The sequence below is a fragment of the Sphingobacteruim zhuxiongii genome (assembly GCF_009557615.1).
Lineage (GTDB): Bacteria > Bacteroidota > Bacteroidia > Sphingobacteriales > Sphingobacteriaceae > Sphingobacterium > Sphingobacterium zhuxiongii.
In genome coordinates this window covers 66373-93142 of record NZ_CP045652.1, presented here as the reverse complement: position 1 = coordinate 93142, position 26770 = coordinate 66373, and the positions used below count along the sequence as shown (strand labels likewise).

At 42.0% G+C, this 26770-nt stretch carries 28 protein-coding genes; 16 read left to right on the top strand and 12 right to left on the bottom strand.

All coding sequences use genetic code 11. The annotated features are described in order from the left end of the window. The first annotated feature begins 165 nt into the window (after positions 1 to 165). Positions 166 to 633 (top strand): PA2169 family four-helix-bundle protein, encoded by a 468-nt coding sequence (locus GFH32_RS00475; RefSeq protein WP_153509213.1) that lies wholly within the window; start codon positions 166 to 168, stop codon positions 631 to 633. Positions 634 to 671: 38 nt separating this feature from the next. On the opposite strand, the gene GFH32_RS00470 is transcribed toward GFH32_RS00475, so the two are convergent. Both GFH32_RS00470 and GFH32_RS00465 read right to left on the bottom strand, forming a co-directional pair. Next, positions 672 to 1334 (bottom strand): response regulator transcription factor, encoded by a 663-nt coding sequence (locus tag GFH32_RS00470; protein ID WP_153509212.1) that lies wholly within the window; start codon positions 1332 to 1334, stop codon positions 672 to 674. Between the two features lie 8 nt (positions 1335 to 1342). After that, entirely contained in the window at positions 1343 to 2407 is a 1065-nt protein-coding gene (locus tag GFH32_RS00465; RefSeq protein WP_153509211.1) for a hypothetical protein, read from the bottom strand. A gap of 420 nt (positions 2408 to 2827) precedes the next feature. Between GFH32_RS00465 and GFH32_RS00460 the strand changes: the two genes are divergently transcribed. Next, complete coding sequence (locus tag GFH32_RS00460; RefSeq protein WP_153509210.1) at positions 2828 to 3325, top strand: RNA polymerase sigma factor; 498 nt, start codon at positions 2828 to 2830, stop codon at positions 3323 to 3325. Positions 3326 to 3385: 60 nt separating this feature from the next. Here the strand turns inward: GFH32_RS00460 and GFH32_RS00455 are convergent, their stop codons facing one another. Beyond that, positions 3386 to 4273 (bottom strand): SDR family oxidoreductase, encoded by an 888-nt coding sequence (locus GFH32_RS00455; protein WP_153509209.1) that lies wholly within the window; start codon positions 4271 to 4273, stop codon positions 3386 to 3388. Positions 4274 to 4484: 211 nt separating this feature from the next. Between GFH32_RS00455 and GFH32_RS00450 the strand changes: the two genes are divergently transcribed. The 6 genes from GFH32_RS00450 to GFH32_RS00430 all read left to right on the top strand — a co-directional run bounded on the left by GFH32_RS00450 (position 4485) and on the right by GFH32_RS00430 (position 11233). Continuing rightward, the gene (locus GFH32_RS00450) at positions 4485 to 5603 is read left to right on the top strand and encodes a baeRF3 domain-containing protein (protein WP_153509208.1); all 1119 of its coding nucleotides are present in this window, start codon (positions 4485 to 4487) and stop codon (positions 5601 to 5603) included. Between the two features lie 61 nt (positions 5604 to 5664). Beyond that, positions 5665 to 7917: a bifunctional alpha,alpha-trehalose-phosphate synthase (UDP-forming)/trehalose-phosphatase gene (locus GFH32_RS00445; RefSeq protein WP_153509207.1), complete on the top strand. Its 2253-nt coding sequence runs from the start codon at positions 5665 to 5667 to the stop codon at positions 7915 to 7917. Continuing rightward, complete coding sequence (locus GFH32_RS18545; protein ID WP_317162868.1) at positions 7889 to 8593, top strand: trehalase-like domain-containing protein; 705 nt, start codon at positions 7889 to 7891, stop codon at positions 8591 to 8593. The genes GFH32_RS00445 and GFH32_RS18545 overlap by 29 nt, the downstream gene beginning before the upstream one ends. Next, complete coding sequence (locus GFH32_RS18540; protein ID WP_317162867.1) at positions 8523 to 9692, top strand: glycoside hydrolase family 15 protein; 1170 nt, start codon at positions 8523 to 8525, stop codon at positions 9690 to 9692. Before GFH32_RS18545 ends, GFH32_RS18540 begins: the two co-directional genes overlap by 71 nt. 132 nt (positions 9693 to 9824) lie before the next feature. Further along, complete coding sequence (locus tag GFH32_RS00435; protein WP_228384175.1) at positions 9825 to 10169, top strand: DUF7218 family protein; 345 nt, start codon at positions 9825 to 9827, stop codon at positions 10167 to 10169. 2 nt (positions 10170 to 10171) lie between these two features. Continuing rightward, positions 10172 to 11233 (top strand): DNA topoisomerase IB, encoded by a 1062-nt coding sequence (locus tag GFH32_RS00430; RefSeq protein ID WP_153509206.1) that lies wholly within the window; start codon positions 10172 to 10174, stop codon positions 11231 to 11233. On the opposite strand, the gene GFH32_RS00425 is transcribed toward GFH32_RS00430, so the two are convergent. Then, on the bottom strand, positions 11221 to 11448 hold the full coding sequence (locus GFH32_RS00425) for a hypothetical protein (RefSeq protein ID WP_153509205.1): 228 nt from the start codon (positions 11446 to 11448) through the stop codon (positions 11221 to 11223). The two genes, GFH32_RS00430 and GFH32_RS00425, sit on opposite strands and share 13 nt — an antisense overlap. A gap of 356 nt (positions 11449 to 11804) precedes the next feature. Here GFH32_RS00425 and GFH32_RS00420 point away from each other — a divergent pair, with 356 nt between their 5' ends. The 3 genes from GFH32_RS00420 (at position 11805) to GFH32_RS00410 (ending at position 15750) form a co-directional block, all read left to right on the top strand. After that, the gene (locus tag GFH32_RS00420; RefSeq protein ID WP_153509204.1) at positions 11805 to 13961 is read left to right on the top strand and encodes an ATP-binding protein; all 2157 of its coding nucleotides are present in this window, start codon (positions 11805 to 11807) and stop codon (positions 13959 to 13961) included. Between the two features lie 92 nt (positions 13962 to 14053). Beyond that, the gene (locus GFH32_RS18575) at positions 14054 to 14395 is read left to right on the top strand and encodes a four-helix bundle copper-binding protein (protein WP_153509203.1); all 342 of its coding nucleotides are present in this window, start codon (positions 14054 to 14056) and stop codon (positions 14393 to 14395) included. A 146-nt stretch (positions 14396 to 14541) separates the two neighbouring features. Beyond that, complete coding sequence (locus GFH32_RS00410; protein ID WP_153509202.1) at positions 14542 to 15750, top strand: glycosyltransferase family 4 protein; 1209 nt, start codon at positions 14542 to 14544, stop codon at positions 15748 to 15750. A 45-nt stretch (positions 15751 to 15795) separates the two neighbouring features. Here the strand turns inward: GFH32_RS00410 and GFH32_RS00405 are convergent, their stop codons facing one another. The 4 genes from GFH32_RS00405 to GFH32_RS00390 all read right to left on the bottom strand — a co-directional run bounded on the left by GFH32_RS00405 (position 15796) and on the right by GFH32_RS00390 (position 18387). Continuing rightward, complete coding sequence (locus GFH32_RS00405) at positions 15796 to 16662, bottom strand: IS3 family transposase (RefSeq protein ID WP_262884797.1); 867 nt, start codon at positions 16660 to 16662, stop codon at positions 15796 to 15798. A gap of 14 nt (positions 16663 to 16676) precedes the next feature. Further along, positions 16677 to 16958 (bottom strand): transposase, encoded by a 282-nt coding sequence (locus GFH32_RS00400; protein WP_153509200.1) that lies wholly within the window; start codon positions 16956 to 16958, stop codon positions 16677 to 16679. A 28-nt stretch (positions 16959 to 16986) separates the two neighbouring features. Continuing rightward, positions 16987 to 17634: an alcohol dehydrogenase catalytic domain-containing protein gene (locus GFH32_RS00395; RefSeq protein ID WP_153509199.1), complete on the bottom strand. Its 648-nt coding sequence runs from the start codon at positions 17632 to 17634 to the stop codon at positions 16987 to 16989. A 234-nt stretch (positions 17635 to 17868) separates the two neighbouring features. After that, entirely contained in the window at positions 17869 to 18387 is a 519-nt protein-coding gene (locus GFH32_RS00390) for a YciE/YciF ferroxidase family protein (RefSeq protein WP_153509198.1), read from the bottom strand. A gap of 182 nt (positions 18388 to 18569) precedes the next feature. On the opposite strand from GFH32_RS00390, the gene GFH32_RS00385 reads away from it, so the two are divergent. Continuing rightward, on the top strand, positions 18570 to 18821 hold the full coding sequence (locus GFH32_RS00385; RefSeq protein WP_153509197.1) for a SemiSWEET transporter: 252 nt from the start codon (positions 18570 to 18572) through the stop codon (positions 18819 to 18821). A 9-nt stretch (positions 18822 to 18830) separates the two neighbouring features. Here GFH32_RS00385 and GFH32_RS00380 read toward each other — a convergent pair whose 3' ends face one another. Then, positions 18831 to 19031: a type 1 glutamine amidotransferase family protein gene (locus GFH32_RS00380; protein WP_153509196.1), complete on the bottom strand. Its 201-nt coding sequence runs from the start codon at positions 19029 to 19031 to the stop codon at positions 18831 to 18833. 58 nt (positions 19032 to 19089) lie between these two features. Continuing rightward, complete coding sequence (locus tag GFH32_RS00375) at positions 19090 to 19584, bottom strand: hypothetical protein (protein ID WP_153509195.1); 495 nt, start codon at positions 19582 to 19584, stop codon at positions 19090 to 19092. Between the two features lie 275 nt (positions 19585 to 19859). On the opposite strand from GFH32_RS00375, the gene GFH32_RS00370 reads away from it, so the two are divergent. Both GFH32_RS00370 and ku read left to right on the top strand, forming a co-directional pair. Beyond that, positions 19860 to 20366 (top strand): RNA polymerase sigma factor, encoded by a 507-nt coding sequence (locus tag GFH32_RS00370; RefSeq protein ID WP_153509194.1) that lies wholly within the window; start codon positions 19860 to 19862, stop codon positions 20364 to 20366. 91 nt (positions 20367 to 20457) lie between these two features. Then, positions 20458 to 21213 (top strand): non-homologous end joining protein Ku, encoded by a 756-nt coding sequence (gene ku, locus GFH32_RS00365; RefSeq protein ID WP_153509193.1) that lies wholly within the window; start codon positions 20458 to 20460, stop codon positions 21211 to 21213. On the opposite strand, the gene ligD is transcribed toward ku, so the two are convergent. Beyond that, complete coding sequence (ligD, locus tag GFH32_RS00360) at positions 21205 to 23631, bottom strand: DNA ligase D (protein WP_153509192.1); 2427 nt, start codon at positions 23629 to 23631, stop codon at positions 21205 to 21207. The genes ku and ligD overlap by 9 nt on opposite strands. A 186-nt stretch (positions 23632 to 23817) precedes the next feature. Here ligD and GFH32_RS00355 point away from each other — a divergent pair, with 186 nt between their 5' ends. Together GFH32_RS00355 and GFH32_RS00350 are read left to right on the top strand one after the other, a co-directional pair. Further along, positions 23818 to 24417, top strand: a complete 600-nt coding sequence (locus tag GFH32_RS00355; protein WP_153509191.1) for a hypothetical protein — start codon at positions 23818 to 23820, stop codon at positions 24415 to 24417. A gap of 12 nt (positions 24418 to 24429) precedes the next feature. Further along, positions 24430 to 24591: a hypothetical protein gene (locus tag GFH32_RS00350; RefSeq protein WP_153509190.1), complete on the top strand. Its 162-nt coding sequence runs from the start codon at positions 24430 to 24432 to the stop codon at positions 24589 to 24591. A 13-nt stretch (positions 24592 to 24604) separates the two neighbouring features. Here GFH32_RS00350 and GFH32_RS00345 read toward each other — a convergent pair whose 3' ends face one another. Further along, positions 24605 to 26770, bottom strand: a complete 2166-nt coding sequence (locus GFH32_RS00345) for a mechanosensitive ion channel family protein (RefSeq protein ID WP_153509189.1) — start codon at positions 26768 to 26770, stop codon at positions 24605 to 24607.

Below are 26770 nucleotides of genomic sequence, written 5' to 3'. Positions count from 1 at the left end.
ATAAACAGTTTAAAGCTGTTTTAGTTTGGATACCACTTATTACCCGGTAATTACAACATTCCGATTGCGGTTTTCTTCCCTAATGCTGGTATTTATACCCTATTTGAAATTCGAGCTCAACCATATGCTCCTACATCTGTCCACTATTGTAAAAAATATAAAGACATGGAAAACTCACATCAAGAAACGGGAGATTTGCTAAATCAGTTGGTCGAGATCAACAACGACCGCATTGAAGGATATGAAAAAGCAATTTCATTGCTCCCTACCGAAAGTAACTACGGTCTACAAGCTATATTTGAAAAATACCGCGACCAATCTATTCAATTCAAGAGTGATCTTATTCCACTTGTATTTCGGGAAGGTGATAAACCGACAGACGACACCAAAACCAGTGGTAAGTTGTTCAGAACCTGGATGGAGATTAAATCAGCGATAGCGCCTTATACGGCGAAAGCAATATTAGAAAGCTGTGTGCGAGGAGAAGATGAGTTCAAGAAAGTCTACAAAGACGTTCTCAACAACTCACAGCTTGCGCCATTAAACATATTGTCGATTATCCAAAGTCAGGCCAGTTTACAATTACAGGCCCATGACCATATTAAAGAATTGAGGGACAATATAGAGTTGTAATTAACAAAGAAGGCCATCCGCAAGGATGGCCTTCTTTGTTAATCTACGAGCCTATTTATTACTGCATATTTTATGAGCGAGGCGGAATTTTTAACGCCTGCTTTTTCGATGAGATTCTGTCGATGTCCTTCGACTGTTCGTTTACTTAGAAATAACTTATCCGCTATTTCCACATTGGTATATCCTTCGCTGATAAGCTGTAGTACCTCCAGTTCTCTTTCACTCAGCTCTACACCACTGGCTGAGACATCTTTTTCGTAATTTGCAAAGCCTGGAGCCTTCGCCACCACTCGTTCGAGTAGTAGCATAGCCAGCTCCTCACAAAGATAACGACCGCCGTTGGCGATGTGGTTAATCGCAAACAGGAGTTCATCGTAACTTACATTCTTTACCAAATAGCCTTTTGCACCCTTTTCAAACGCCTGCGATACATTTTGTGTATTGTTCAACATCGATAATACGATAACCTTCACTTTCGGGTACAACTCGACCAACTTTTCAGTAAGTTGAATACCGTCCATTCCTGGCATATTAATATCTGTGATAATAATATCCGGAATACTATTCTCTTCCAAATAAGCAATAGCTTCTTCGCCATTATTGGCTTCCGCTACCACCTGTACATTCTCTTGTGTGTCTAATAATAATTTAATTCCATTGCGGACCACGAGATGGTCCTCTACTAAAATTATCTTAATCATATATGACCTTAATTATACATTGTTATTTTTAACTGACTATTTTCTAAAACCCGATTCGCCTCCATTGCACCATCATACAGCGCAATGCGGTTGCGAACATTATGCAATATAGCTTCCGAATAATGATGAACACTGCTGTTCAATGCACTTCTAGATTCACTCAAATTGATACTTACCTTATTTCCTTTTACAGTTATGGTCAGAGAAGCTTCATAGGGAAAGACATTTTGTTTCCAACTCTGTAGTAAAGACTGTACCACACGGTAGCAGCAAAATTGAAACTCTGGCGACTTATCTTTAATACAGGAATCTACCTTATAACGCAGATCGTATCCCAATCGCTTTACTGCAAATACCATATCCTCCATAGCGGGCAAAAATCCCATATTTACAAATACATTGGGTAACAGATCGTTCGAAAGTTCTGAGATTTTACGTATAGTGTCATTTAGCCGCTTCTTTAAAAGTGTTATTTCACCTTCATAACCGTTTGTAAGTATAAAATTCTGCATACTTACCCGCAAAGCGTAGAGCTCTTGGGCAATATCATCCCGTAAAGTCAACCCGATCTGCGCTAACTCGGCCTCGTACATGTCAAAAAAAGAACGGTACAGCGTATCAAACTTGTCCGTCGTGAGGGTCGCAAAACTATCTACCTCATCGAGCAAAACAATACTGTAGCCGATCTCACCATTATTAATATCTATTTTCTTAGCATACAGGCTTACCCATTGTCGCCCCATTACTCCTCTGGAAAGTTGAATATAAGATAAGACAGAAAGATAGTGCGGGCTGGAGTTCTTAAAAAAATGACTTAGCCTCATCCTCTCTTTCGCACTAAAAAATTTAAAAAGTGAAAGACCAATCATCTCTTCCCCATGACTATGTCCTAACCTGTCTGCCAATTGTCTATCTGCTTCGATTATCTCGTAGGCTTTATTCAGCAACATCCTTCCCCACGCCCCGTGTGGAAATACCTCTTTAATCACAAAAACTTCATTGGGCGAATGGTTAATCAATAATTTTGATCGCTCGAAAAGTTCCCGTTCTTCTTTCTTTTTACTTATGGCCATCTAATTACAAAAATTTATACGATTCCTAATAAAGTGATTATATGTTGAGGTATTACCGTTTCTAAGCAAAAATCAAACCCATTCTCCCCTGTTTAATACCCATTATGTATTTTTTGTTGCGGTTTATACGTGCTCAGAATTATTTCCACCCAAACTATCGTGTACAAATACGGTTTTTAGATCCTGTCTATCTGTCCAAATATTCATCCGTACAGGTAAGATCAAGAGATCTAAAAACAACTCAATTATTTGAATAACAATAATTTACACACACACATTTAATCCAGTTAACGAATGCTGGGTATTTTTACCTTCTGCTCTTTCGTCGGTGTTATCCGTTTCCTTTCGTGCCATAATTCTGCACCATATTTGATGTAATCCAATAAACAAGACAACAAGTACAACTTAAAAGATATCGATATGAGAACAGCAGAATTAAACTTAACAATTTTAGAGAACAGTCCTATCCTTAATAGCATCGCTCAAAAGTTTACCAGCGATCCATACGAAAAAGAAGAACTTGTTCAGGAAACATTTATCCGTTCGCTGAATTCATTAAAGAAATTCATTCACAATCCCAAACTAGTCGCGTGGCTTTATACAATAATGAAGAATATTTACATCAATAAATACCGTAGACAAGTAAAATTTAGGGCCATAGAATCCGATCTCCAGAGTGTCCCCCATTTTGAAAGTAAGTCATTTAATAGAGGGGAGTCAAAATTCGTGATAGAAGACATTCAAGGTGCGCTTTCGAAACTTCCAGAGTCCAATTACAAAGCCTTTACGATGTTTGTAGAAGGTTATAAATACAATGAGATAGCCGATTACTTACAGGTGCCCGAAGGAACGGTAAAAACAAGAATACATATTGCGCGCAAAATGCTCAAAGAAGATTTAAAAGGATACACAGCTTAATAAACACTTTGCTGTTGAATATTATGTGTCTCCCTTCGACCCGAAGAGAGACACTTTTTTTTATATGGTTACCCTTCCTCCTGTTACAGGTATTGTAGCACCAGACACATAAGAGGCAGCCTCCGAAGCCAAGAACACATATACAGGCGCTATTTCTACAGGCTGACCAGGTCGGCCGATAGGTGTATTATCTCCAAATTTCTCGTGATCGGGAATGGTGCTGGGTATCAGCGGAGTCCAAACCGGACCCGGAGCCACGGCATTGACACGTATCCCCGATCCGTCCTCCAAAAATAGCTGTGCCAAACTCGCTGTAAAGTTCTGAATAGCCCCTTTCGTAGCTGCATAAGGCAATAGTGTCGGGTTCGGATCATAGGCGTTTACCGATGTTGTATTTATAATAGAGCTGCCAGGTCGCATATGCTTTTTCGCTGCCTTCACCAGATAAAACATGGCACTCATATTGGTTTCAAATGTTTTATTCCATTCTGCAGCCGTAATTTCTTCGACCGTTTTATAGGTCATTTGATAGGCGGCATTGTTTATCAATACATCGATTTTGCCAAATCGCTCTACACTGGAATCGACAATGGCATTGCAATGCTCTTCGGATCGGATATCCCCACGTATCAAAATACAGGATCTTCCCGCTTGTTCCACCCATTTTTTAGTGTCATTTGCATCCTCATCTTCAATTTCGTCTTTATAAGATACTACGATGTCAGCTCCCTCCCGCGCCATTGCAATAGCTACGGCCTTTCCTATTCCAGAGTCACCTCCTGTAATAATGACGGTTTTATCGATCAATAAATCCTTGCCTTGATATCCTTCTTCGCCATGATCCGGTCTCGGATTCATCTTTGCTGTTACGCCAGGTACAGGCTGAGGCTGCTTTTCAAAAGGAGGTTTCGCAAATTTATCGATCGGATTGTTATGTTCTGTTTTCATAATCAACTGTTTTTATCTATCCCAAAAAGTTATCTATGAACAAAACATCCACTAAATAGTTACGGGCAAATATACGTACGGGTATTTACCCCCAGTAGACTGCCGTAGTAAATACCTCTTTCGAGGTTAAATGGCTTCCCTGGTAAACTTTCACATTCTTTAAGACGTTTTTATAATAGTACAACATATAAAACATCTAAAATTTATGCGCATGAAAACATTAGACACTGCCCTATTTCAACAACTTATCGATGAAGAAGCATCAAGCTGTCTTACCATATATATCCCAGTAGGCAGAGAAGTAGCCGATGTCAATAGCAATATACTTCAGTTAAAAAATCTGCTTAAAGAGATCAAATCTACCAACAGCGATAATACGGAGTTAGCTTCACTTATATCTATACTGGAGAAAAAAGCAGAGGATACCGAGCTATTCAAGGGACACGAAGGTTGTATTGGGTTTTTCCTATCGTCAAGCGGTCTTTTTGAAACAGTTTACTTACCTGCGTGTAGTGATGCTTTCTATCAGGTCGATGCGGTGTTTTATATTGTGCCTCTGGTAGATCTGATTCCGAAACTTGCTCCTTACCATGTGCTGGCTTTGGGCAAAAATTCAGTACGGATGTATCAAGGCAACTATTACGGCATAGAAGAGATTGTACTGGCACCGGAGATACCGCGCACCATGCAAGAAGCGCTGGGCCACGATCTTACAGACAATCATCTGCATGCCGCTGCCGGTGGTTCAGCGACCCTCCATGGGTATATGGAAATAACAGATGAAAAAGAAATAGACAACGAGCGTTTTTTCAGAATAGTAGACGGGGCCGTATATGAGCATTACAGTAAGCCCTACAACTTCCCCCTATATCTGGCTACGATTTCCGAAAATCTACATCTTTTCAAAAAGATCTCCAAAAACACGAAGCTGCAGCACGAACATATCGAACTGTCTGCGACGACCGCTTCCAACGCCGAATTGCTTCAGGCCGTGCGACGGATTATCGAAGATCAGCAGTCGCACGAATCGGCAAATATTATCCAATTGTTCAAAAAAGCCAAAGCGGAAAATCTGGCCACCGATCAGTTGAGAAAGGTTGCAAATCAAGTAATGGATGCCCGGGTCGAGCACCTTTTATTGGGCAAGAGCAGAAAAATATACGGCGATATATACTTAGAAGAACGCGCTGTCAAACCTGATCCACAAAGTAGCATAGACATCTTAAACAGACTAGCTATACTGGCCCATAAAACCGGTGCTAAAACACACATTATACATCCCGGAGAATTTCTGCTAACAGAGGGAGCGGCCAGTGTAGCCCGCTACTAATGCCCTCGGGCACTATATTTTTCCAAATCATATAGGTCGACGACTTGTTACCTTACCTTTTATGCAAAAAAAAAGAACTATAATTATTTCCAATCGATTACCGGTACGTATTGAAAAGCGTGCCAATGAATTACATTTTATCCCGAGCGAGGGTGGGCTGGCTACCGGCTTGGGATCTTACTACAAGACCGGCAGTAATATATGGGTAGGCTGGCCGGGCTACATTCCGGAGAATGAAAGCGAAGTGCAATTGATTCGCACAGAGCTTGCCAAATTAAACCTCATCCCTGTCTTTCTAAGCGCCGAAGATCTAGAGGGGTATTACGAGGGCTTCTCCAATGAGATACTGTGGCCCATCTGTCACTATCGTTTATCCTATGCTGTATTCGACAAGTCCTATTGGCTCGCTTATCAAAAAGTGAATCAGCATTTCTGTGACATTATCTTGGCGCAGAACATTACTTCCAAAGACGAATTATGGGTACATGATTACCAGCTCATGCTACTTCCGCAATTGCTCCGTCAGCAGCGAAGTGATTTGACTATAGGTTACTTTCAGCACATTCCCTTTCCCGCAGATGAGATATTCCGTTGTATCCCTTGGCGTAATGAACTTTTAAAAGGTCTATTAGGCGCAGATTTAATCGCCTTTCATACCTACCACGATGCCCAGCACTTTCTCAATTCCTGTTTAAATATTCTGGGGCTTTCACCCAAAAACAATAGCGTTCGCTGCCGCGACCGTCGGGTACACGTCGAAGTATTCCCCATGGGAATAGATTTTGATAAGTTCGAAGAGTTGTCCCGATCCAACGTAGTTCTGAACAAAGTACAAGTCCTGAAAGAACAATATCAAAAGCGCAAATTAATTCTATCCATCGACCGTTTGGATTACAGCAAAGGAATCTTAGAGCGGTTAATGGCCTACGAAAGCCTGTTACAGCAATACCCCGAGCTGCGCAATAAGGTGGTATTGTATATGCTGGTTGTTCCTTCCCGGGACAATGTGGCACAATACAAGCTCCTACGGGACGAAATAGACCGTATGGTCGGACACATCAACGCCGTTTATGGTTCGGACGACTGGACTCCTATTACCTACTTCTACAATTCGTTGCCTATCGAAGATCTTTCGGCACTCTATGTAGCTGCAGATATCTGTTTGGTGACGTCGCTACGGGATGGGATGAACCTGGTATGCAAGGAATACATCGCCAGCAAAGCACAAGATCACAATGGTGTACTTATTTTAAGCGAATTTGCAGGTGCCGCCAAAGAACTACCCGAGACGATCCAAGTGAACCCAAATGCCATCGAAGACATTATGCAAGCGATACCTCTCGCAATTTATATGCCCAAGATGGAGCGGCAGCAGCGCATGCGGGCCAATGTCGCTATGGTCAAAAAATTCAACATCACGCATTGGGTAAAACTGTTTTTCAACAGATTGCATGAGGTGAAAACGGAGCAGAAAACGTCCGCAAGCCGAAAAATGCAGGGGGCTACGCTCAAGAAGTTGACCGATCAGTTCCAAAAAGCCAAGCGACGCCTATTTTTTCTCGATTATGATGGTACCTTGGTCGGATTTAAGAATGATGCCAGCGCTGCTAAGCCGACCGTGCAGGTATTGAAGTTATTAGCGGATCTTCAGAGTGATGCTGCCAACCAGGTCACTATAATCAGTGGCCGGCCACATACCGATCTCAACAAGTGGTTTGGAGATACCGGTTACTATCTTATCGGTGAACACGGCGCCTGGAGCAACGTACCTGATGGGCTATGGCGAGACAAGCCCAGTATGCCCACCACTTGGAAAGCTCCGGTGAGACGCATCATGGCCAAGTTTACCGACCGGACGCCCGGTTCTATTATCGAAGAGAAAAACTATTCATTAGCATGGCACTACCGCAAGGTACATACAGGGTTAGGCATGATGCGGGCGCAGGAACTTGCGGATGCTCTCCGCTATCTCCTACCGCAATACGACCTGCAATTGCTCATGGGCGATAAAGTAATTGAAGTCAAAATAAACAGCTTGAATAAAGGAAAGGCAGCTTTAGAAGTCGTAGATCACTATAAGCCCGATTTCATATTTGCTATTGGCGATGATTCGACCGATGAAGATATGTTTTACGAACTGCCCGATTCCGCGGTAACTATCAAGGTGGGCAATAAACAGACCCTAGCACGCTACTATATCGAAAACCAAGAAGAAGTGACCAACCTCCTGCAAGAGTTGACACCGCAGACTAATAAAGTATTCAGAAAACCCATAAATGACACCAATGGCAAAACAAAAGCATATATACAATAGCGGCATAATCGGAAATTGTGCATACATAGCCCATGTGGGCAAAGACAGCAATATCAACTGGTTATGCTGGCCTTCCTTTGAAGACTCCTTTGTGTTTGGCACGCTGCTGGACGAACACCAAGGAGGACGATTTAGCATCACGCCTCCTAGTGGCATTATCCATTCCAGCCAGTACTATATAGAAAACACCAATATACTCTGTACTACTATAGAAAGTGCAGAGGGGAGTTACCGGATTACGGATTATGCCCCACGCTTTGAGCAGTTCGAGCGTTACTACAAACCGCTCATGTTGATCCGAAAGATTGAGCCTATATCAGGGCACCCCAAAGTGCGTGTCGTCTGCGATCCTAAATACCACTACGGCAAATCTTCTTTTCAAAAAAATAGAGGCAGCAATCACATTCAGTTTGAATGCGGTGATGTAAAGATGCGCCTCGTTACAAATATGCCGACCAGCCATTTCTTCGACAATATCGCTTACTTGATCAACAAGCCGGTCTATCTCATTCTCACATTTGGCAATCCCTTTGAGGCACCTATCGAACGTACGGCCGAAGAGTTTTTGAGCCGTACCCGTCAATACTGGCACCGCTGGGTAAAAAATGTCCATTCCATCATTCTACCAAAAGGAAGTAATACGGTCGGCCCTCGCCCTAAAGCTACATCAGTATGAAGACACCGGAGCTATCATTGCAGCCAGCACCACCAGTCTACCAGAACACCCCGGTGCAGGTCGCAATTGGGACTACCGCTTCTGCTGGGTGCGCGACAGTTATTACGTGCTGACCGCTTTAAGTCATATCGGTCATTTTGAAGAAATGGAAAAATACGCTTCTTACATCGCCAACATTACCCAGTCGGATGCAGGTCGGTTGCAGCCCCTATATGGTATCCTGGGACAATCCAACTTGGAAGAAAAAACACTAGACTTTCTTAACGGCTATATGGGCAATAAACCCATCCGTATCGGCAATCAAGCCTCTGAACACATTCAGAATGACGTGTATGGACAGGCCATGATCGCTTTACTTCCGCTTTTTACGGATCATCGCTTCCGCCATCAAAACACCGGTTTTGCAGCCCAATGGACCCGATTTATCCTGAAAAAGATCGAACTCACCATCGATGAAAAAGATGCCGGAATCTGGGAATTCCGAAATATGGAAAAGAGACATTGTTATTCCAATCTCTTTCAATGGGCAGGTGCCACGGCGGCGCTAAAGATAGCCCGTCAATATAGCCTGGAAGATATATCCATTCAGGCCAATGCCATACGCGAGCGGGCTATCGAGCATATTGAAAGTTGTTATGATGACCGTCGAAAGGTATATACCAATGCCCAAGACAACACCGATCTTGATGCCTCTACCCTGCAGCTGATCATGATGGGTTACCTAGATCCCAATTCACCCAAGGCCAAAGAGCATCTCCTCCAATTGGAAAAAGTACTGAAGGGAGAGCATGGCCTCTTTTACCGTTACCTGCATAAGGATGACTTCGGTCGTCCCAAATCGACCTTTTTGGTATGTGCTTTCTGGTACGTAGAAGCCTTGGCTTGTGTGGGCCGTCTTGAAGAGGCGCAGGATGTCTTTAAGCAGCTGCTGTCATTTGGTAATCACCTCATGTTATTCAGTGAAGACGTCGACGATCAGGACGGGAGTCAATGGGGCAACTTCCCTCAGGCTTATAGCCATGTGGGCCTTGTCAACGCAGCATACCGCATCGCCATCAAATTGGACAATCCGACATTCTTTGATAGCCTGTATGAATGATGTGCTTTCTACGCTGCAATAGGGATAAATACCTGTTGCAAACCCGTAGATTCCGGATTCAAAATAGGTAGTCTCCCCCTCATTTCGGCCTGTTTTTTGAAATAGTATATGCAAACAACTCAACATACTATTATGAATATACAAGATTTGAAAATTACAGCAGGCCAAATGAGAAGCTTGATTATTGCGATGATCAATGTAGGTAGTCACGATTCAAAATCGAAAGGTATGACAAAGAATCACGGAAAACAGATTAAAGACGATGCCAAGTATGAGGCCTTACGTCGAGAAGGAGCGAGCAAAGAAAAGGCTGCCCGTATAGCCAATTCACCCAATGCCAGCAAAAAAGGCGGCAAAAGCAGTCCTATGGACGAACGCACGAAAGTGGAACTATTGAGCGAAGCAAAAAAAATTGGCATAACAGGACGGCATGATATGACGAAAAGTGAATTAATAAACGCTATTCGAAATCACTAGTTATGCCCACATCAGAAAATTTAATAGCAGATTCCGAAGCCTTGCATGAAGCAGGGCTTCGTTATGTTTCGTGCCAAGGGCGGGGCTATCAGCGTGTACGTCAGGGAAAACACTTTAAATACCTCGATCAGCAAGGCAAGCCTATTCAAAATCCACAGACGCTTGCCCGTATTCAGGCTTTGGTGATCCCTCCTGCTTGGGAACAGGTTTGGATCTGTGCTACGAGCAACGGTCACATCCAATCTACCGGAATAGATGTGCGCGGCAGAAAGCAGTACCTCTATCATCCGGCATGGAGCCAGCTACGTAAAAAGGATAAATTTGGTTCACTTTATATATTCGGTCAGCGAATGTCCCGTTTACAAAAACATATCACGTCCGATCTTACTTCGCGCCAGCTATCCAAAGAACGTATTTGTGCTTTAGCGCTGGCCGTGATGAGCAAGACCTACTTCAGAGTCGGCAATACGGCTTACGAAAAGGAGAATAAGTCCTATGGCCTTACCACCCTGCGCAATCGCCATGTACAGATCAGCACAAACAAAGTATTTTTTAAATTTATAGGTAAAAAAGGTATCCGCCAACAAAGCTATCTTACGGAAAAATCGCTGGTGCGTTTGCTTGCTAAGGTAAAGGAAATCCCTGGACAACGTCTTTTTCAATACTATGATCATGATGGTCAACCCACACCATTAGATTCCGGAACGCTAAATGCCTATCTTAAAGCAGCCACCGATGCCGACATCACCTGCAAGACCTTCCGTACTTGGTACGGCTGTATCCTTGCACTCCACTACCTTGGCCAATCCGCACTTCCTACGAGTGCCACTGCACGCAAACAGCAACTCGTGACCGTTATCGATCAGGTAGCACAGCAATTGGGAAATACCAGATCCATTACCCGTAGTCATTATATACATCCCTATATACAGAAAAGCTACCTTGATGGAGCATTGGACAACTGGATAAAACGGGTGTCCCTGAATCCTGAACGCTCCCCTACAGACGCTGCATACAAAAAGAAACTGATGCAATTGATCCGATCTGCGGGTTATAGCGGATAGTCTTTCACATCGGTTACGGTATCCCCTTTTGTACTGTCTTTACGCACCGTGTCTGGCGTACCGTATCGTACTTCATCATTTGGATTGATATTATATCGGGTTTTATCCGATTCCGTTACTGGACCTGGGCCTCCTGTTTTTTCTTTTTTAGATTGCCCACATCCAGTGAGTAAAAAAGCACTAATACCTATTGCAAAAAAATAATTCGTTTTCATACGCCTTGATATTTTGTTCTCCTAATTGAACGCGTAGGCCATCAAATTGTTAAAAACAGGATGCAATTAACGTAATATTACCTAATTATATTGTTTAAATACGGGTATGTCTTGGTTAAGGTAATAAATGCCTGATTTTTGATAATAACCTAAAAAGAGAAAAGAGATTGATATGTTAGTTATACTTTTTACTTCGGTATTTTTGCTTTTTGTTTTTATCCTCATGTATAGCGCCAAACCTATACAGAATAGAAGAAATAAATGACATAAATTGCAGCAATACAATATTTATCAACACGATACGTTATGTAAGATATAATCACGGCTTGAGGTATAAATTCCCAATCCAGACCCCTATGAAAGATACTAACTGTCCTATTGTGGAGGCTTCCTTACAGACCTTTGGCAATCTGATGATTACAGATGCCAGTTTAACAGTTATTGCCATTAGTCAGTCTGCCTGCTCTTTCACCAAATTAACCATATCAGATCTCTTGGGTCTGCCTTTGGAAGATTTCTTCTCCTCTTTGTGGAATGGCGAATGCGGCAAATTCCTAGATACCGTTCAAGCCGTTCTGGACAAAAGAATTCCGAGTCAAGTCTTTTCCAAGCGAATAAACTACAACCGCTATTATTTCAAACTCAGCCTCAATAAAGGTCGTGTCTATGTCGAATGGGAAGAGCAGCACCATAAAAATATCTCGGTCTCCCGCATGAATGAACTGGGCTTTCTTTTCGACGAAACTTACACCAACAATTGGAATTTTCTTTGTAAGGCATTGCAGAAGCTACTCAAATTCGAGCGCGTATTTGTCCTTCAGGTTCAAGAGACCGGCCATAGTACAGTGATTGCAGAGTATCAAAAGAATCATAAAATGAGATATATAGGCAAAGAGTTTGCGGAAACTTTTCTTCCTGAGGAAGTGATGCCTTACTATAAAAGTCTGTCCTACCGATATATACCTAATTTAGAGGGTTCCCATCAAAAACTATATAGTCTAGACCCGGATATACATCTGTTATGTAGCCAGCTAGCGCCGCCCCCCAAGTTACATCAGATTTATCTTAATACCTTGGGTGTTTCTTCTGCCTTATTCTTTCCCCTTTATCTGGAGGATGAGTTTTGGGGTTTGGTCATTGCACAGCATTCCAAGCCTAAGAAAGTCGATCTGCAGCAGCGCAAACTGAGTACGTTTATTGTTCAAAGTGCGATGACCAAATTTGAAAGCCTCTTCAAACAAGGCTTGATCGAACATAATGAGCAGCTAGTTGCGGCCAATCTTACGCTAAAGGAATCTTTAGTCAACAACAAGACGATCAATTGCGCTCTGGTGCAACATATGGATTTATTGCAGGATATGGTTGCCGCAGACGGTGTGGCTATCTATAATCAGGGCGACGTGTTTTTTCATGGCGAGGTACCCGATGTAGATCTTTTTTACGAGCTTATCACCTATCTCCAAACGGCGAGCCATAAAACCTTGTTCAAGGATTACAATTTCCGGCTGAATCACCGGAGAAATCTTTCCAAAGCCCTGCCTTTTGCTGGACTTCTGTATTATACTTTAGGCAGTTACAAAGACTATTACGTGGTCTGGTTTCGCAAAGAACATCTCTGTACGGTGGTTCAGCTGGATGTCGAACAACGAAATAAAAACTATGTGGTACATACCTGGGAGGAGCCCATTCACGACTCTGCCCGACCTTGGGATGATAATGACCTTAAGTTTATCAGTTACCTCCAACAAAGCATCAAAGAATCCATAGTGAGTAAAGCTGCAGAGAAGCAGCTCATGACAGATGAGCTCCGTCTGCTCAATAACGAACTTGAAATGCTTACATTCAGCCTTTCGCACGACCTCAAAAATCCCCTCTCTATCCTTAAAATGGGATTACAGTTTCTGCGTTCTGCAGGCGAGACCCTATCGCAAGGCATGAAAGAAGATTGGCTTAAAAACTTATCGGGTAGTGTAGCTAATATTGAAGACATTGTCAACAACATTGTCGCTATCAGCCAGAGCAAGACTGCTGCTATGGCCAAGGATCCGATTCCGATGTCCTATACCATAAAGAAAATCCTGCAAGAAGCTCTCCTGTTGCACGATGCGGCTTCCTGCAAGATTTATTACGGACGTCTGTTGCCACTTTGGGGAGAAAAGAGCGCCTTATACCAGATCTTTCTTAATATCATCAATAATGCGGTCAAATATTCCTGTACCAACGACCGGCAAAAGATATGGATACACAGCACGATGGACCAGCAGCAGGTATGTTATACGATCAAAGACAATGGTATCGGTATTCCTGCAGCTCAGCTTCCTCATATATTTGATATTTTTGCCCGTGCCGATAATGCGCAGGCCTTTCAGGGTACAGGGGTCGGCCTGTCTTTAGTCAGACGTATTATGGATCGGCTCGGAGGGCTTATTCAGGTGGAGTCTACCGAAGGAACGGGTACGGCCATTAGGTTATACTTTCCGATTACAGCTCCTTTCCCACCTTCCATGTTGTAGTCATCTCTCTCATGCATTTTTAAACCGAATACGTATTTCGGTGTTCATTGATTGGTTGGATACTTATTTTTTAAACGATAATTCTCAAGATCATGAAAGAGAAAATGCAAGAATGTATAGAAAAATGCCTGGCCTGTGCCAGCGCCTGCATGCAATGTGCATCAGCCTGTCTTAACGAGTCCGAGATCGAAATGTTGCGCGCGTGTATCCTATTGGATCTGGAATGTTCCACTTTATGTAAAGCGACGGCTGAGCTGATGCAATTGGATAGTAACAATAGCCACGCCTTATGCGAACTGTGCGCAAAGATCTGTACCGCATGTGCCGAGGAGTGTGAAAAGCATGCCACTCATGGTATGGAACAATGCCGGGAGTGTGCGCGGTTATGTCGCGAATGTGCCGATATCTGTATATCGATGAGTGCAGTAGCGTAACGCCTCAGCTTAGCGATTGCTCTACGAGGTAAGTATTTGTACGGATAGTGCGGATTTAATACGGCATTTTATGTTTTCGACATTTCTCCGACAACATAGTCGTTCATTTCCTGTTCTTTATAGCAGAAACGAAAAACAACGTCACTATGAATATCGCCATTATCGGAACATACCCACCTAGGCAGTGCGGTATCGCTACATTTACTCAGGATTTGTTTAAATCCTTACACCAAGACCCAACTTTAGCTCCGGCTATTATAGCCATCTCGGATGGTAGCGAAGATTTCTTTCCGTCGGAGGTATACACCAGCATCGAAAAAAACAAAAGAGCGAGTTATATGCAGGCCGCCCGACATATTAATGAGACTTTTGATGCGGTGATAGTCCAGCACGAGTATGGCATATTTGGGGGCGAGGCTGGAGACTATATATTGGATTTTGTACGCGCCCTCGCTATACCTGTTGTTACCAATTTTCATACGGTACTGCAGCAACCCAGCGCTGCAGAACTTCGGGTACTCCAACAGCTTTCTGCCTATAGCAAGAACGTGACCGTCATGACCGATACCGCCGTAAACATGCTTCAAGACATCTACCACATCGCCCCTCGAAAGATCGAACTTATCCCGCATGGCGTACCTCATTTTTCCTACCGTCAAAGCGAGGCCAAGCAAGAACTGGGACTCAGCGGCAAGCGAGTTATGCTCAGCTTTGGTTTTTTGGGGCCAAGTAAAGGCTTCGAAACCGCTATAGAAGCAGTAGCTTCTGTCCCGAATGAGGACTTCATTTATATTATTTTAGGGAGTACACACCCCAATATTCTCCGCGAGGCCGGCGAATCTTACCGCGAATATCTGCAGACAAAAGCCCAAGACCTGGGTATAGGAGATAAGGTCTGCTTTGTAAACGAGTTTGCTTCCGAAGAATTGCTTACGCAGTACCTCAGCGCCTGCGACATTTATGTCACCCCCTACCCCAACGAGAATCAGATCAGTAGCGGTACCTTGTCCTTCGCGATAGGTGCAGGAGCTGCTGTCGTGTCTACGCCGTATTGGTATGCTAAGGATCTGCTGAAAGACGACCGTGGCCTACTGTTCGACTTTAAAGACAGCGTAGCCCTCAGCTTGATTATCCGCGCACTTTTAGATGAACCACAACTCTTGGCCAAGTACAGACAGAATGCGGTCCGTTATGGCGCATCTATGAGCTGGAGTAATATAGGCAAGCTGCAGTCCAAACTTCTTAGACGATTAATAACAAAAGAAGCAACTGTACCAGTGACTTTACCACTCAATGGTGTCCACCACCATATCAATAATCTATTGCATACCTCAAGCCAAAAATTGTCCTCTTAAGTAAAACGCGATGAAATGGAATTGCAACTTAAAAGTGGAGACTTTTTATGCCACTAATAAACTAGTTGATTTATAAAATTTTTCCATTTCATTTGGTGTTTTATTACCTAATCCAGAATGGATTCTTTTTTGATGGTAAAATCCTTCGATGTATCTAAAGATTTCTAATCTCGCAGCTTCCCTGTTTGCAAATTTTCTGTGATAAACTAATTCACATTTTAGTGTTTTGAAGAAGCTTTCCGCGACTGCGTTATCCCAACAATTACCTTTCCTGCTCATACTTTGGATAATTTCATTTTTTCCTAATAAAGACTTAAACTCGTTGCATGCATATTGAGCACCTCTATCTGAGTGGAAAATCAGACCCTGTTTTACATTCCTTTGTGCAATAGCCATTTTAAGTGCTTTTAAAGTTGTATGCTCTGCCGTCATGTCATTACTGAACGACCAACCTATGATTTTTCTATCGGCAAAGTCGATAACAGTAGTAAGATACAGCCATCCTGATCCAGTCTTGATGTAGGTAATATCACCAACCCATTTTTGCGATAGGCCATCTGTAAAGAAATTTCTTCCAAGGAGATTCTCAGCAAGTTGAAAACTGTGTTTGGAATCTGTCGTTATCTTAAATTTCTTCCGAATCTTGCTTCTTAGATTCAATTTTCTCATCAATCTGGCGACATAAGAACGTGATATTTTATGATTTTTCTTATTCAGTTCTAAAGTAATTCGAGGACTGCCGTATATTTGGTCACTGTCCTGATGTGCTTGTTTTACCAGTATAGATAATTCCTCTGTTCTCTTATCTCTGTTGCTTTTTGGTCTAGAAATCCATTTGTAAAACGAACTTCTGCTTGTATTTATAATCTTGCACATCTTTTCAACTGCGAATAGGTTCATATGCGATTTTATGAACTCATATTTTCTCAGTCGCCCTTGGAAAAGATGGCTACCGCCTTTTTTAAGATTACGTTTTCTAATTCTGCTTCATTTAAACGCTTTTTTAACTCCCTAATCTCTTGCTCCTCTGGAGTTAATTTATCATTCTTTGGTAATAGTGTACCTCCATTATATCTAGGATCTACACGCCATTTACTTAATCTACTTGCATCTAGATTCAACTCTTTTGCTGCTTCCAAAACCGAGCCCTTTAGATAGGACAACTCTACTGCCATTTTTTTAAATGACTCATCAAATATTCTTGCCATGTCTTAACAAATTTAATTCTATTTTATTTTAAATCTGTCTCCACTTAAAGGTAGCAACTCCAACCCGCGCTGCGCCAAATAACCATGCACACCGTGCCGCCATAATACCAATCGGTCCAGCACCGAATACAACGACAGTATCTCCTTTTTTAATCCCTCCCATCTCCGCCGCGCTATATCCAGTAGGTACGACATCCGTCAGTAGTAAAGCGTCTTCGTCGCTCATACCCTCTGGTATCAGTACCGGACCTACGTCGCCATAAGGGACTCGGACATATTCCGCCTGTCCTCCATCAAATCCGCCAGCAAGATGGGAGTAGCCAAACACGCCACCAACTGTAGCCGACATCGCATTTGATTCCTGGCAGTAAGCATACAAGCCCTGCAAACAAAAAGTGAACTTACCGCAAGATATATTAAAGGGTACTAAAACCTTATCCCCTATCTTGAGATTCTGCACTTGCGTTCCAATCTCTCTGACGACACCAATAAATTCATGCCCAAAAGTCGTTCCGACCCTAGTATCCGGAACTTTTCCGCGATAAAGGTGTAAATCGGAGCCACAGATACAGGCGCGCGTCACTTGGAGTATTATATCTTGGGGATGTTGGATCTCTGGCAAGGGCTTTTCTGCTATACGCACACGATATGGCCCTCTATAATTCATTGCTTTCATATCCCAATAATTTTAAAGCATTTATACTTAATAGTACCCGAACATGTTAATTCAGCTAAGGTTGAGTTTGCTTTCAGAAAGCGTATTTAAACCCCAATCTATTGTGTAGTGATCCCCCATAAAATAAAAAGAGCCAAGCTTTTATGTTTGTGCCCGCTCTCAAAAATTAAGCGTGTTACCAGACAAACGAATCATCTGGTAAACACGCTAAACAACAAATTAACTTAACACCGCTTATGCATTTGATGGTTTATTGGCTCGACTCATTGCTAATTCGGTCAATAACACATCCGTTTCTTTTTCTTCTGCCAAAGTCTGTCCCAAAAGCTCCTGTGCCTCTGCATGTTCCATAAGATCTGCAAAGGTCGCTAGGCTACCGTAACTCGCAATCTCATAATGTTCTACTTTTTGGGCAGCCACGATCAGCGCAGCATCGATCACTTCCGGACTATCCTGATAATCTTCTATAATCTCTTCTGCTTCCGCGAGCAGGCCTTCCATTGCTTTACATTTCTTTCCACGCGGGGCTAAACCCAATGAAGAAAAAATACTTTTCAAACGTTCGATTTGCCCTTCTGTCTGCCCATAATGCACTTCAAATGCACCTCTCAATTTTTCGCTACTGGCGGCATTTGCCATTTTCTTCAGTCCAGTAAGCAATTGGCGTTCCGCCCCAAGGATGTCCTTCAATTCATCGACAAATAATTCGTGCAAATGCGCATTGGGCATATTAGATTCTTTCATTTGTGCCATAATAATATTTGTTTTATTGATTTAATACGATTAAAACATTTCAATGGTAGTTTGGTTGGTTATATCTTCAATTTGCGTATTTATTCCTATCGCTCCGTAAATACACGGTAAAATTTTCCGCGTCTAAACGCTTTGGCCCGAGACTTGTTTCACTAGCAACACAATACTTTAAACCCTTATGTATGGAAATGCTAGTCGGAATCGCTGCAGGAATACTCACCTCGGTATCCATGTTGCCCCAGTTGATCAAAGTCATAAAAGAAAAAGACGTACAGACCTTATCTCCGGTCATGATCGTTGTATTATTAGTGGGAGTCTCCTTATGGGTCGTGTATGGAATTATGAAATCCGAATGGCCGATTATATTATCCAACGCATTCTCCGTACTGGTGAATGCAACCCTCCTAACCTATTATTTAATCTACAGAGAATAGTCCGCAAAATCAATTAAAGCGGTTTGGGGATCGGATCAGTTCGATTAGTGTTCGCGCTGCTGGAGCTGCTGAAAGCGGATTTTGTCCCGTAATGAGGTTTTCATCCAACACCACATGTGCCATAAACGGTACAACTGCATGTGTAAAGTCTGCGCCATTATCAACCAGCCTCGTCTCGAGCTCAAAAGGAATATTATCTTTCCGCATCACAATCGATTCTTCCATATATTAATGTATCCAGGTATTGTATTCAAACCTGAATGTGCCTTTATCGTTTCTTTATTTTACGGATCTCTTGCTGTAGGTTAAAGAGTTCAGGTAATGCCGTAAAGGAGAAATGAGTAATATTCTCCCATCGCTGCTCTTGAACGAGTTCTGCATAAAGCTGTATGCTTTTATTGATATGCTCTTCAAATAAATGCTGGTAATCGCTTTCTCTTTCGACATTATAATTCTCAAAGCCCTTTTTCAACCGATCCAACAGAACGTCTACATCCTTCTCTGAAAGTTGTAAATCTTTACCTCGGCATAATTCGACGGTTTCTGGTTGGGTCTCTGTATAATAAGACTTCATACGGAGGCAGAGTGCTTTTATTTCTTTATTGTGACTATGGGAATGTAATAGATCAATCATGCCCAAGCCCTCCGTTCGCATAAATACAATTGTGCGGAGAACATCATATTCACGCGCGTCACTTTGTGCCTCAGAACGCGGCATCGGAATAATAAACAAAAACAACAATGCCCAAACCTCGATATTCATAATCAACTCATTTACATTAACATACTTTACAGGCTAACAATTATCTAATTGATTTGTTCAACATTATCTTGTCCCAGAAAGATAAACCGTACTTACACCGACTACCGACCTGTTAAATACCTGCTTGCTAACCCCACAAGCATACTAACAGGCGTATTTTCATCCAACCTGCGTATATATATCCTTTCTCGGGCGGTGAATACCTGAAATCTTGAAAATTAATGCTTCTCGCATATTTTTTGTAACAGGCTTGGTACATCTAAAATAACTTCAACATGGAAAACAAAGATTTGAACCTACAGCTTATTGAATACCGTTCGGTATTAAAAAGTCTTGCTTACAAGTTTACCAATGATCCTGAAGACATCCAAGACTTGGTACAGGAGACACTAATGCGTGCATTAAAATACGTAGATCAGTTTTTTCATAACCCAAGGGTGATATCCTGGTTGTTTGTTATTATGAAAAACATCTACATTAATCATTATCGGAATCGCAAGCATAGGCATCTTTATGAAAATCATAAAGTATCCCAATTGCAGGATCTGGGCTGCCACGAGCCTTTCACTGAGAATACTGTGGAAAAAAGCTTGGTATTAAAAGATGTGGAGCTTGCATTAACAAAACTGTCCACAGAACATAAAGAAATGTTTGAGTATCATGTACAAGGGTATAAATACAAGGAATTGTCCGAATTGTACAGACTTCCGGAGGGAACGATTAAATCAAGGATTTTTTTGATACGCAAGAGTTTACAAAAACAATTTTCGCACTATATGTAGCGATAAAACAAGATCTATCATACGAGGCGGGCGGCGTAAACTAATCCGCCTTTTGCTTGTTTGATAAGGTAAATTTGCAAGGAGAATTATTATGAGAGCAATATGGACAGGGGCTATCGGTTTTGGTTTAGTAAACATCCCTATTAAGATTTACAGCGCCACACAGAGCAGCAGCTTGGATCTAGATATGTTGGATCGCAAAGACCAATCCAACATAAAATATAAACGAGTAAATGAGAATACGGGCAAAGAGGTGAGCTGGGACAATTTTGTGAAGGGATACTTACTAAAGGATAAATATGTAGTGCTGGAGACCAGCGACTTCGAGGAAGCGAGTCCGGAAAAGAATAAAATGATCAACTTACATTCTTTTGTCAAAATAGAAGAAATCGATAGTATATATTTCGAAACCCCTTACTATCTAGAACCTGCCAAGGGCGGTGAAAAAGCCTACCAACTGTTACTTAAAGCTCTTGAGAAAAGTAAAACCGCGGGGTTGGGATCGTTTGTAATGCGTAGCGTTGAAAACCTTGCCTTGGTCAGACCGCACAGCAATCTATTGCTTCTGAACAAACTACGTTTTGAAGAAGAGATCCGTAGCCCCGAAGAGCTACGACTCCCTGTTAATACAAAAATGAAAAAAGAAGAAATGGATATGGCGTTGCAATTAATAAAGCAGCATTCGCAGGCATTCGATATATCCGCCTACAAAAATGAATATACTGCAGATCTTCTCAAAATCATCAAGCAGAAGGCTAAAGGCAAACATACATCGATACGGAAAATCAATGTCGAAAGCACCAAGTCGACCGATTTATTGGAAAAACTTAAAGCTAGTCTAGCCTAGTCGCTTCAGGGATTTTTTAATATCTACGGGGCTACTCCAAATGCCTGCCCATGGGTCTTTGATTTCTTTCACTCGCTTTAACATACTCTTAATCGTAAAGCTTTTGATATCAAGTCCAGGTCGTACCTCGCTCCAATCAAGTGGTGCACTGACCGTAGCGCCTTCCTTGGGTCTTAAGGAATAGGGAGAAGCAATCGTCTGCCCTCTTCTATTCTGCAAAAAGTCCAAATAAATCATTCCCTTACGTTTTTTGGGATCCCTTACAATGCTGGTTGTTTCTAAACACCTCTCGTGCAGCATCTCCGCCAACAATTGAATAAAATCGCGTACGATATCGTAATCATACTTTTTAGCAACGTAAAGATAAATGTGCATACCTGTAGATCCCGATGTTTTCACAAAGGAAGATGCCCCCATTTTGTCCAGGAATTCCTTGGCGAGTTTTGCAACTCGGATCACTTCCTCAAAATCGGCTCCGTTGGGATCTAAATCCAATACTGCAAAATCTGGATTCTCTGGATTTTTGTAAGTTGCGAGCCAGGGATTTATTTCGATAGACCCCAGATTCGCGATGTATAATAAGGTCGCCTTGTCGTTGCAAATAATATAATCAATATCCTTGCCTGTGCTCTCGGCATGAATTGGTACTGTTTTTACCCAATCTGGAATTTTATCCGGGTCTACGTCTTTTTGAAAGAAACTATCGGCATCGATCCCGTTTGGAAAGCGGTGCAATGAGATTGGTTTATCTTTCAGATAAGGTAACATATGATCTGCCATTTCCTCGTAATAAGCAATCATCTGGCCTTTTATATAATTGTCCTGTGGCCAGTACACCTTATCTAGATTCGTAAGCTGTACCGTTTTATTCCCAATAGTAATACTTTCGTCTTTATTTTCCATAGGTAATAATTCTTCTGATTCAATTTCTCGAGGTTTCTTATCCGTACGTAACATCTTAAATACGGGATGGCGTAAATGTTTATCCGATGTCCATTCGGAATAATAGACCTCACAGATAAGTTCGGGGCTCAACCAGGTCACGTCCTTCTCTTTTGCCACGTGTATCGCTTTTGGGAAGGGCTTTTTATCGCTTACTATCCTTTTCATCCGCTTATAGGTGGATTCTAATAACGCTTCGTCAAATCCTGTCCCGCAATTACCAATATATGTCAATACGCCTTCTTTATACATTCCTAAAACGAGTGCACCAAAATGCGATCTGTTACCTTGCGGTGTGGTGTATCCACAGATAATCGCCTCTTGGCTATGTCTCAATTTATACTTCACCCACTGTGCATTACGTATGCCTTCGAGATAGCGACTTTCCTTTTCTTTAGCAATAATTCCTTCCCAGTTTTGTTGTTCCGCTTTTTGCCGTAATGTATCTATATCCCCTTGCAACTCCTCGACAGGCTTGATAAATTTAATTTTCTTCAAACGTTTAAGAAGTAATCTCAGTAGTTCTTTACGCTGTACCAAGGTGTATTCGTTAAGCACCTCATTTTCCAGACGTAGAATATCGAATACGTAGTAGCGGAGATGCAGCGTGCTGGGTACAGGCTCGCCACTGGCTATAAGTTGAAAGTGTGAGCGTCCCTCCATGTCTTCGATCAGTAGCTCGCCATCTACACACACTTCCTTATCCAGTGCAGCTAGCTCCTGAACAATGGAAGGAAATAAATGATTCATACTTTTTCCACTACGAGAATACAGGTGTACTGCTTGCGAACTTCGTACCCCGATTATCCGGAAACCGTCATATTTCTTTTCATATACCCAATCACCTCCGGTTGGGAGCTTATCGACAAGCTTGGTGAGCATAGGTTTGGGTGGAGGTTGCTCCTTAAAAACGATACCGGCCTCTTTAATACTATCCGCTATACAATCTTCGCTATTGTATGGAGCATCGGTAGCGTATCTATCCTGATGTTTGATTAGCAGCCAAGCCTTGCCTTCATCGCCTTTCATCTGTACCAATGCAAATTCTCCACGTAAAATGTGGCCAAAAAGTTTAAATTTCAAAGATCCCTTTCGCCAGTTTTTCAAAAATTCGGCTTCATCCTTTGCCTCTGAAAACTCGTAATAGCCTGAATCAAAAATATGAACCGTACCTGCGCCATAATTACCTTTAGGTATGCTTCCCTCAAATGAAGCATAATCTATCGGATGGTCTTCGACCTGCATAGCCAATCGTTTGTCTTTGGGATACAGAGATGGCCCCTTAGGAACCGCCCAACTCTTTAATACACCATCCAATTCAAGTCGAAAATCATAGTGTAGCCTCGATGCATGATGACGCTGTACCACAAATCGTAGTTTATGTGCACTTTTTCTTTTAGAGACAGAAGGGGCTCCCTTCGGTTCATCTGTATTCTCGAAATCCCGTTTCTTATTGTATGTCGTAAGCTTAACCATATCCCTATCCTATAGCTGCTGAACAATCGACTGTTGCGAAGGTTTTTAATAAAATTTGATAGTGACTCACATCTAGGTATTTACCCGCGTGACGCTAGGTACTATACATCAAAAACAGGTGTTTTATACCACAACCTGATGCTAATCGAACTGTTAAAGACTTAAGTACACATAAATCAAACAATTATGGCTGAACAAATTCCAGAACAAATTGAGGGCAAGGCCTTTGATTATTTTAAAAGCGTAGATTTTTCCAGCATCACAGAAGCCGACCAGTTTTTTCAGAAGGCTAAAAATAGGTTATTGGATGTCAACCATTGGGACGATATCGCGGGAACCCCCTCTGCTACATTTAAAACAAAAGATGAATACGGACTGGAACTGGATCGTCCGGTGCGGCAAGGCGACTATATACAGATAGATATACCCGGACCAGGCCTGCCCTCGGCGGAGGGGTCCGATTGGGTACGCGTCGAGTCTATCAATGAAGAATCTACTGCTGAAAGTCGACAGATCTGCCTAACATTAAGACCAAGCCCAGACCCTACAAGTGAAAACACAGATACAGCTCATTTTTTTAAGCGATTGGCGACCTCCTCCATCCTAATTGAACAAAAAGACAAACACATCTTTTTGCATTATGCAGGTCGGAATGAAGTGATCAATACGGATAACAGTTCATTAATGGACAATGTCAGGAATTTTATGATAGGTCTTGGTGCAAAGATGGGAGCATCATTCCCCCAGTGGAAAGCTTTAGTAGAAGGTTTAGGTAATACACATTAAATACACATCAACATGAAAAAGCAAAAATCAACAACAGCTCAACAAGAAAAAGAAAAAGAGTACAAAGAACGTAAGCCCAAAACAGAAGTGGAAAGCAATACAGGCAAACGTCCAGAGAAAGACACCAATCCACTTCCCCCAAATCCGAACAAAGTAGATAACCACGATGAGTAGAAAAATAAATAGATTACGAAGAGGCTATTTTGATACCTCTAGCATCCATCTCTTTTTGTATAGATTCTAGAAAGCGGCTTTTAAACGAATCGATTAACCCGACATTACTTATACCTACCTGAAGCGATAGCTGATAATTATCAGCTGTCATGGATTGGGTCCATATTTTGATAGGTATATTTTTGTCAACTTCCTCAAAAGACATAATTTGTTCTCTTAGCCATCTTTTCCATTCTTCGAGTTCTAAACCCTTTTCTATTGATAACTGCATGTTGACACGTATATCGGAGTCCGAGAACGTCCAATTGACCAACCTGCCCGATAATAAATCTCCATTTGGGATAATAACACGGGCTCCTTGATCTGTCAATAGCGTACTCGAACGTATACCGATCTCCAAGACCTGTCCTTTCTTATCAGCAAGTTCTACGTAATCTCCTATCTTGAAAGGCTTTTCAAACACAAGGAAAATACCTGACACAAAGTTATTGATGATATTTTGCAACCCCAATCCTATCCCGACACTCAGCGCACCTATAATTACGGTTAACTTATCGATCCCCAGCCCCAGGATACTTATTCCGATCAAAAAGCCCACTACCACAATTAGTAGCCTAAATATCGGAAATAAAGGCAGCTTTTTGTGATGCTGCTCCTTGCCTATCGGTGTGTCAACTATCTTCTTCAGATTCTTTTGGAGCCAATTGGCGACTGCGATTACAAGGACTGCCAACAACAAGTTGCCATAGGAAAACGTAATATTTCCTAATTTATGTGCACTATTGAAAAGTTTATCAAATATAACGGCTGCTTCCCGGGTGAGGTGTAGCCCATTCAGCAACACTAAAACGACTAACAATGCACAGCAAAAGCGAATCACCCTATCGGCTGTAGCCCGCATTTGTCTTACATCAAATCTTCTGAACCAAGATTCTTCCCGAGCTATTTCATATTGTTTTTCCAGATCATGGAGTAGCATGTCGCGAAAAGCCTGCAAAGATAAACCCTGTAATAACCCTATGGCCGAAACCAAACTCCACATCCGAGCAATGTTTAAATACCCCATCACAAGTAGTACAACAGCTACAAAATGACCTAGTGCAATCGCTGTGCGTGTATATTTATGCAAATAGCCAATTGGATTGTCTAGATCCGTACGTTTCCCATAGCTCCATAATAGATAAATTCCTCCCAAATTTGCCACAGCAGCACTTATTTTGGTCCAATCAGACTCGGACAACAGGAGATTGGCGACAACTATTGCGGCATAATAAACAAACGTAAAAAGTAAGACTCTCTTCTTTAAAACAGAGAGTTCACTGTACAGAATAAGACCTAAAAATATAAATATAAGAAGGTAACTAACCTCCAATACAACTACCGGTAAGGTCAAGTTGGTAAAGGGTAACAGTATCAAAAATAAAATCAATGCTTTTAGGATTGGTATCCATAAAGGGTCATTCTTATGAATAGGCAATTCTTCTGGATCCTCTGGAGCCCTTCTTCCCATCTTAAATATCCAGTAAAAATAAAAGAAGCTGAGTAACAGCACAAAAAGACGGTTACTCCATGAAGGCATGTCAAAGTAGGTTAATGAAGCGCCATCCTTGATCCAGTTTTTCTCCATAGTCTTAAGGATCTGCCTCCGGGTAGAATAGGTATTACTTGTGGTTTTTATCGCTAAAAGTTCGTCTCTGCGTCTAAGGGTAGATTCCTGAAGATATTCCACCTCTCGATGCAGCCTTTCCAATCCATTCTCCATACGCTGAAGAGAATCTGACAAATTGGGGATTTGAACTTTAAGAGAATCACTAATCGCAATTTCGACCAACCCTAGCGTATCATTGGAATTCTGTTTCTTCCGTATGATTTCCTCTTTCAGGCGAGCTTCGTGTAGGATTTGGCTCAAATCTCTTATGGGTGACTGTAAATCTGAGAAGAATACCAGAGCGCTGTCGATAAATAAGGTGTCCGAGAGATTTTTTGCCCAAGATAGTCTCCGCTTCACACTGTCTACCACTCCAGACCATTGATTTAGCAGGTCCTGCCATTGCTGAACCTTCGTCCTAGAAAATTCTTCCTTTAAGACTTTCGGGCTATCTAATGCAGAATCGATCGTCTGTGCTTCGCAATAGGCAATAAACAAATTTAGGATTAAACAAATCAGCAACTTCCTCAT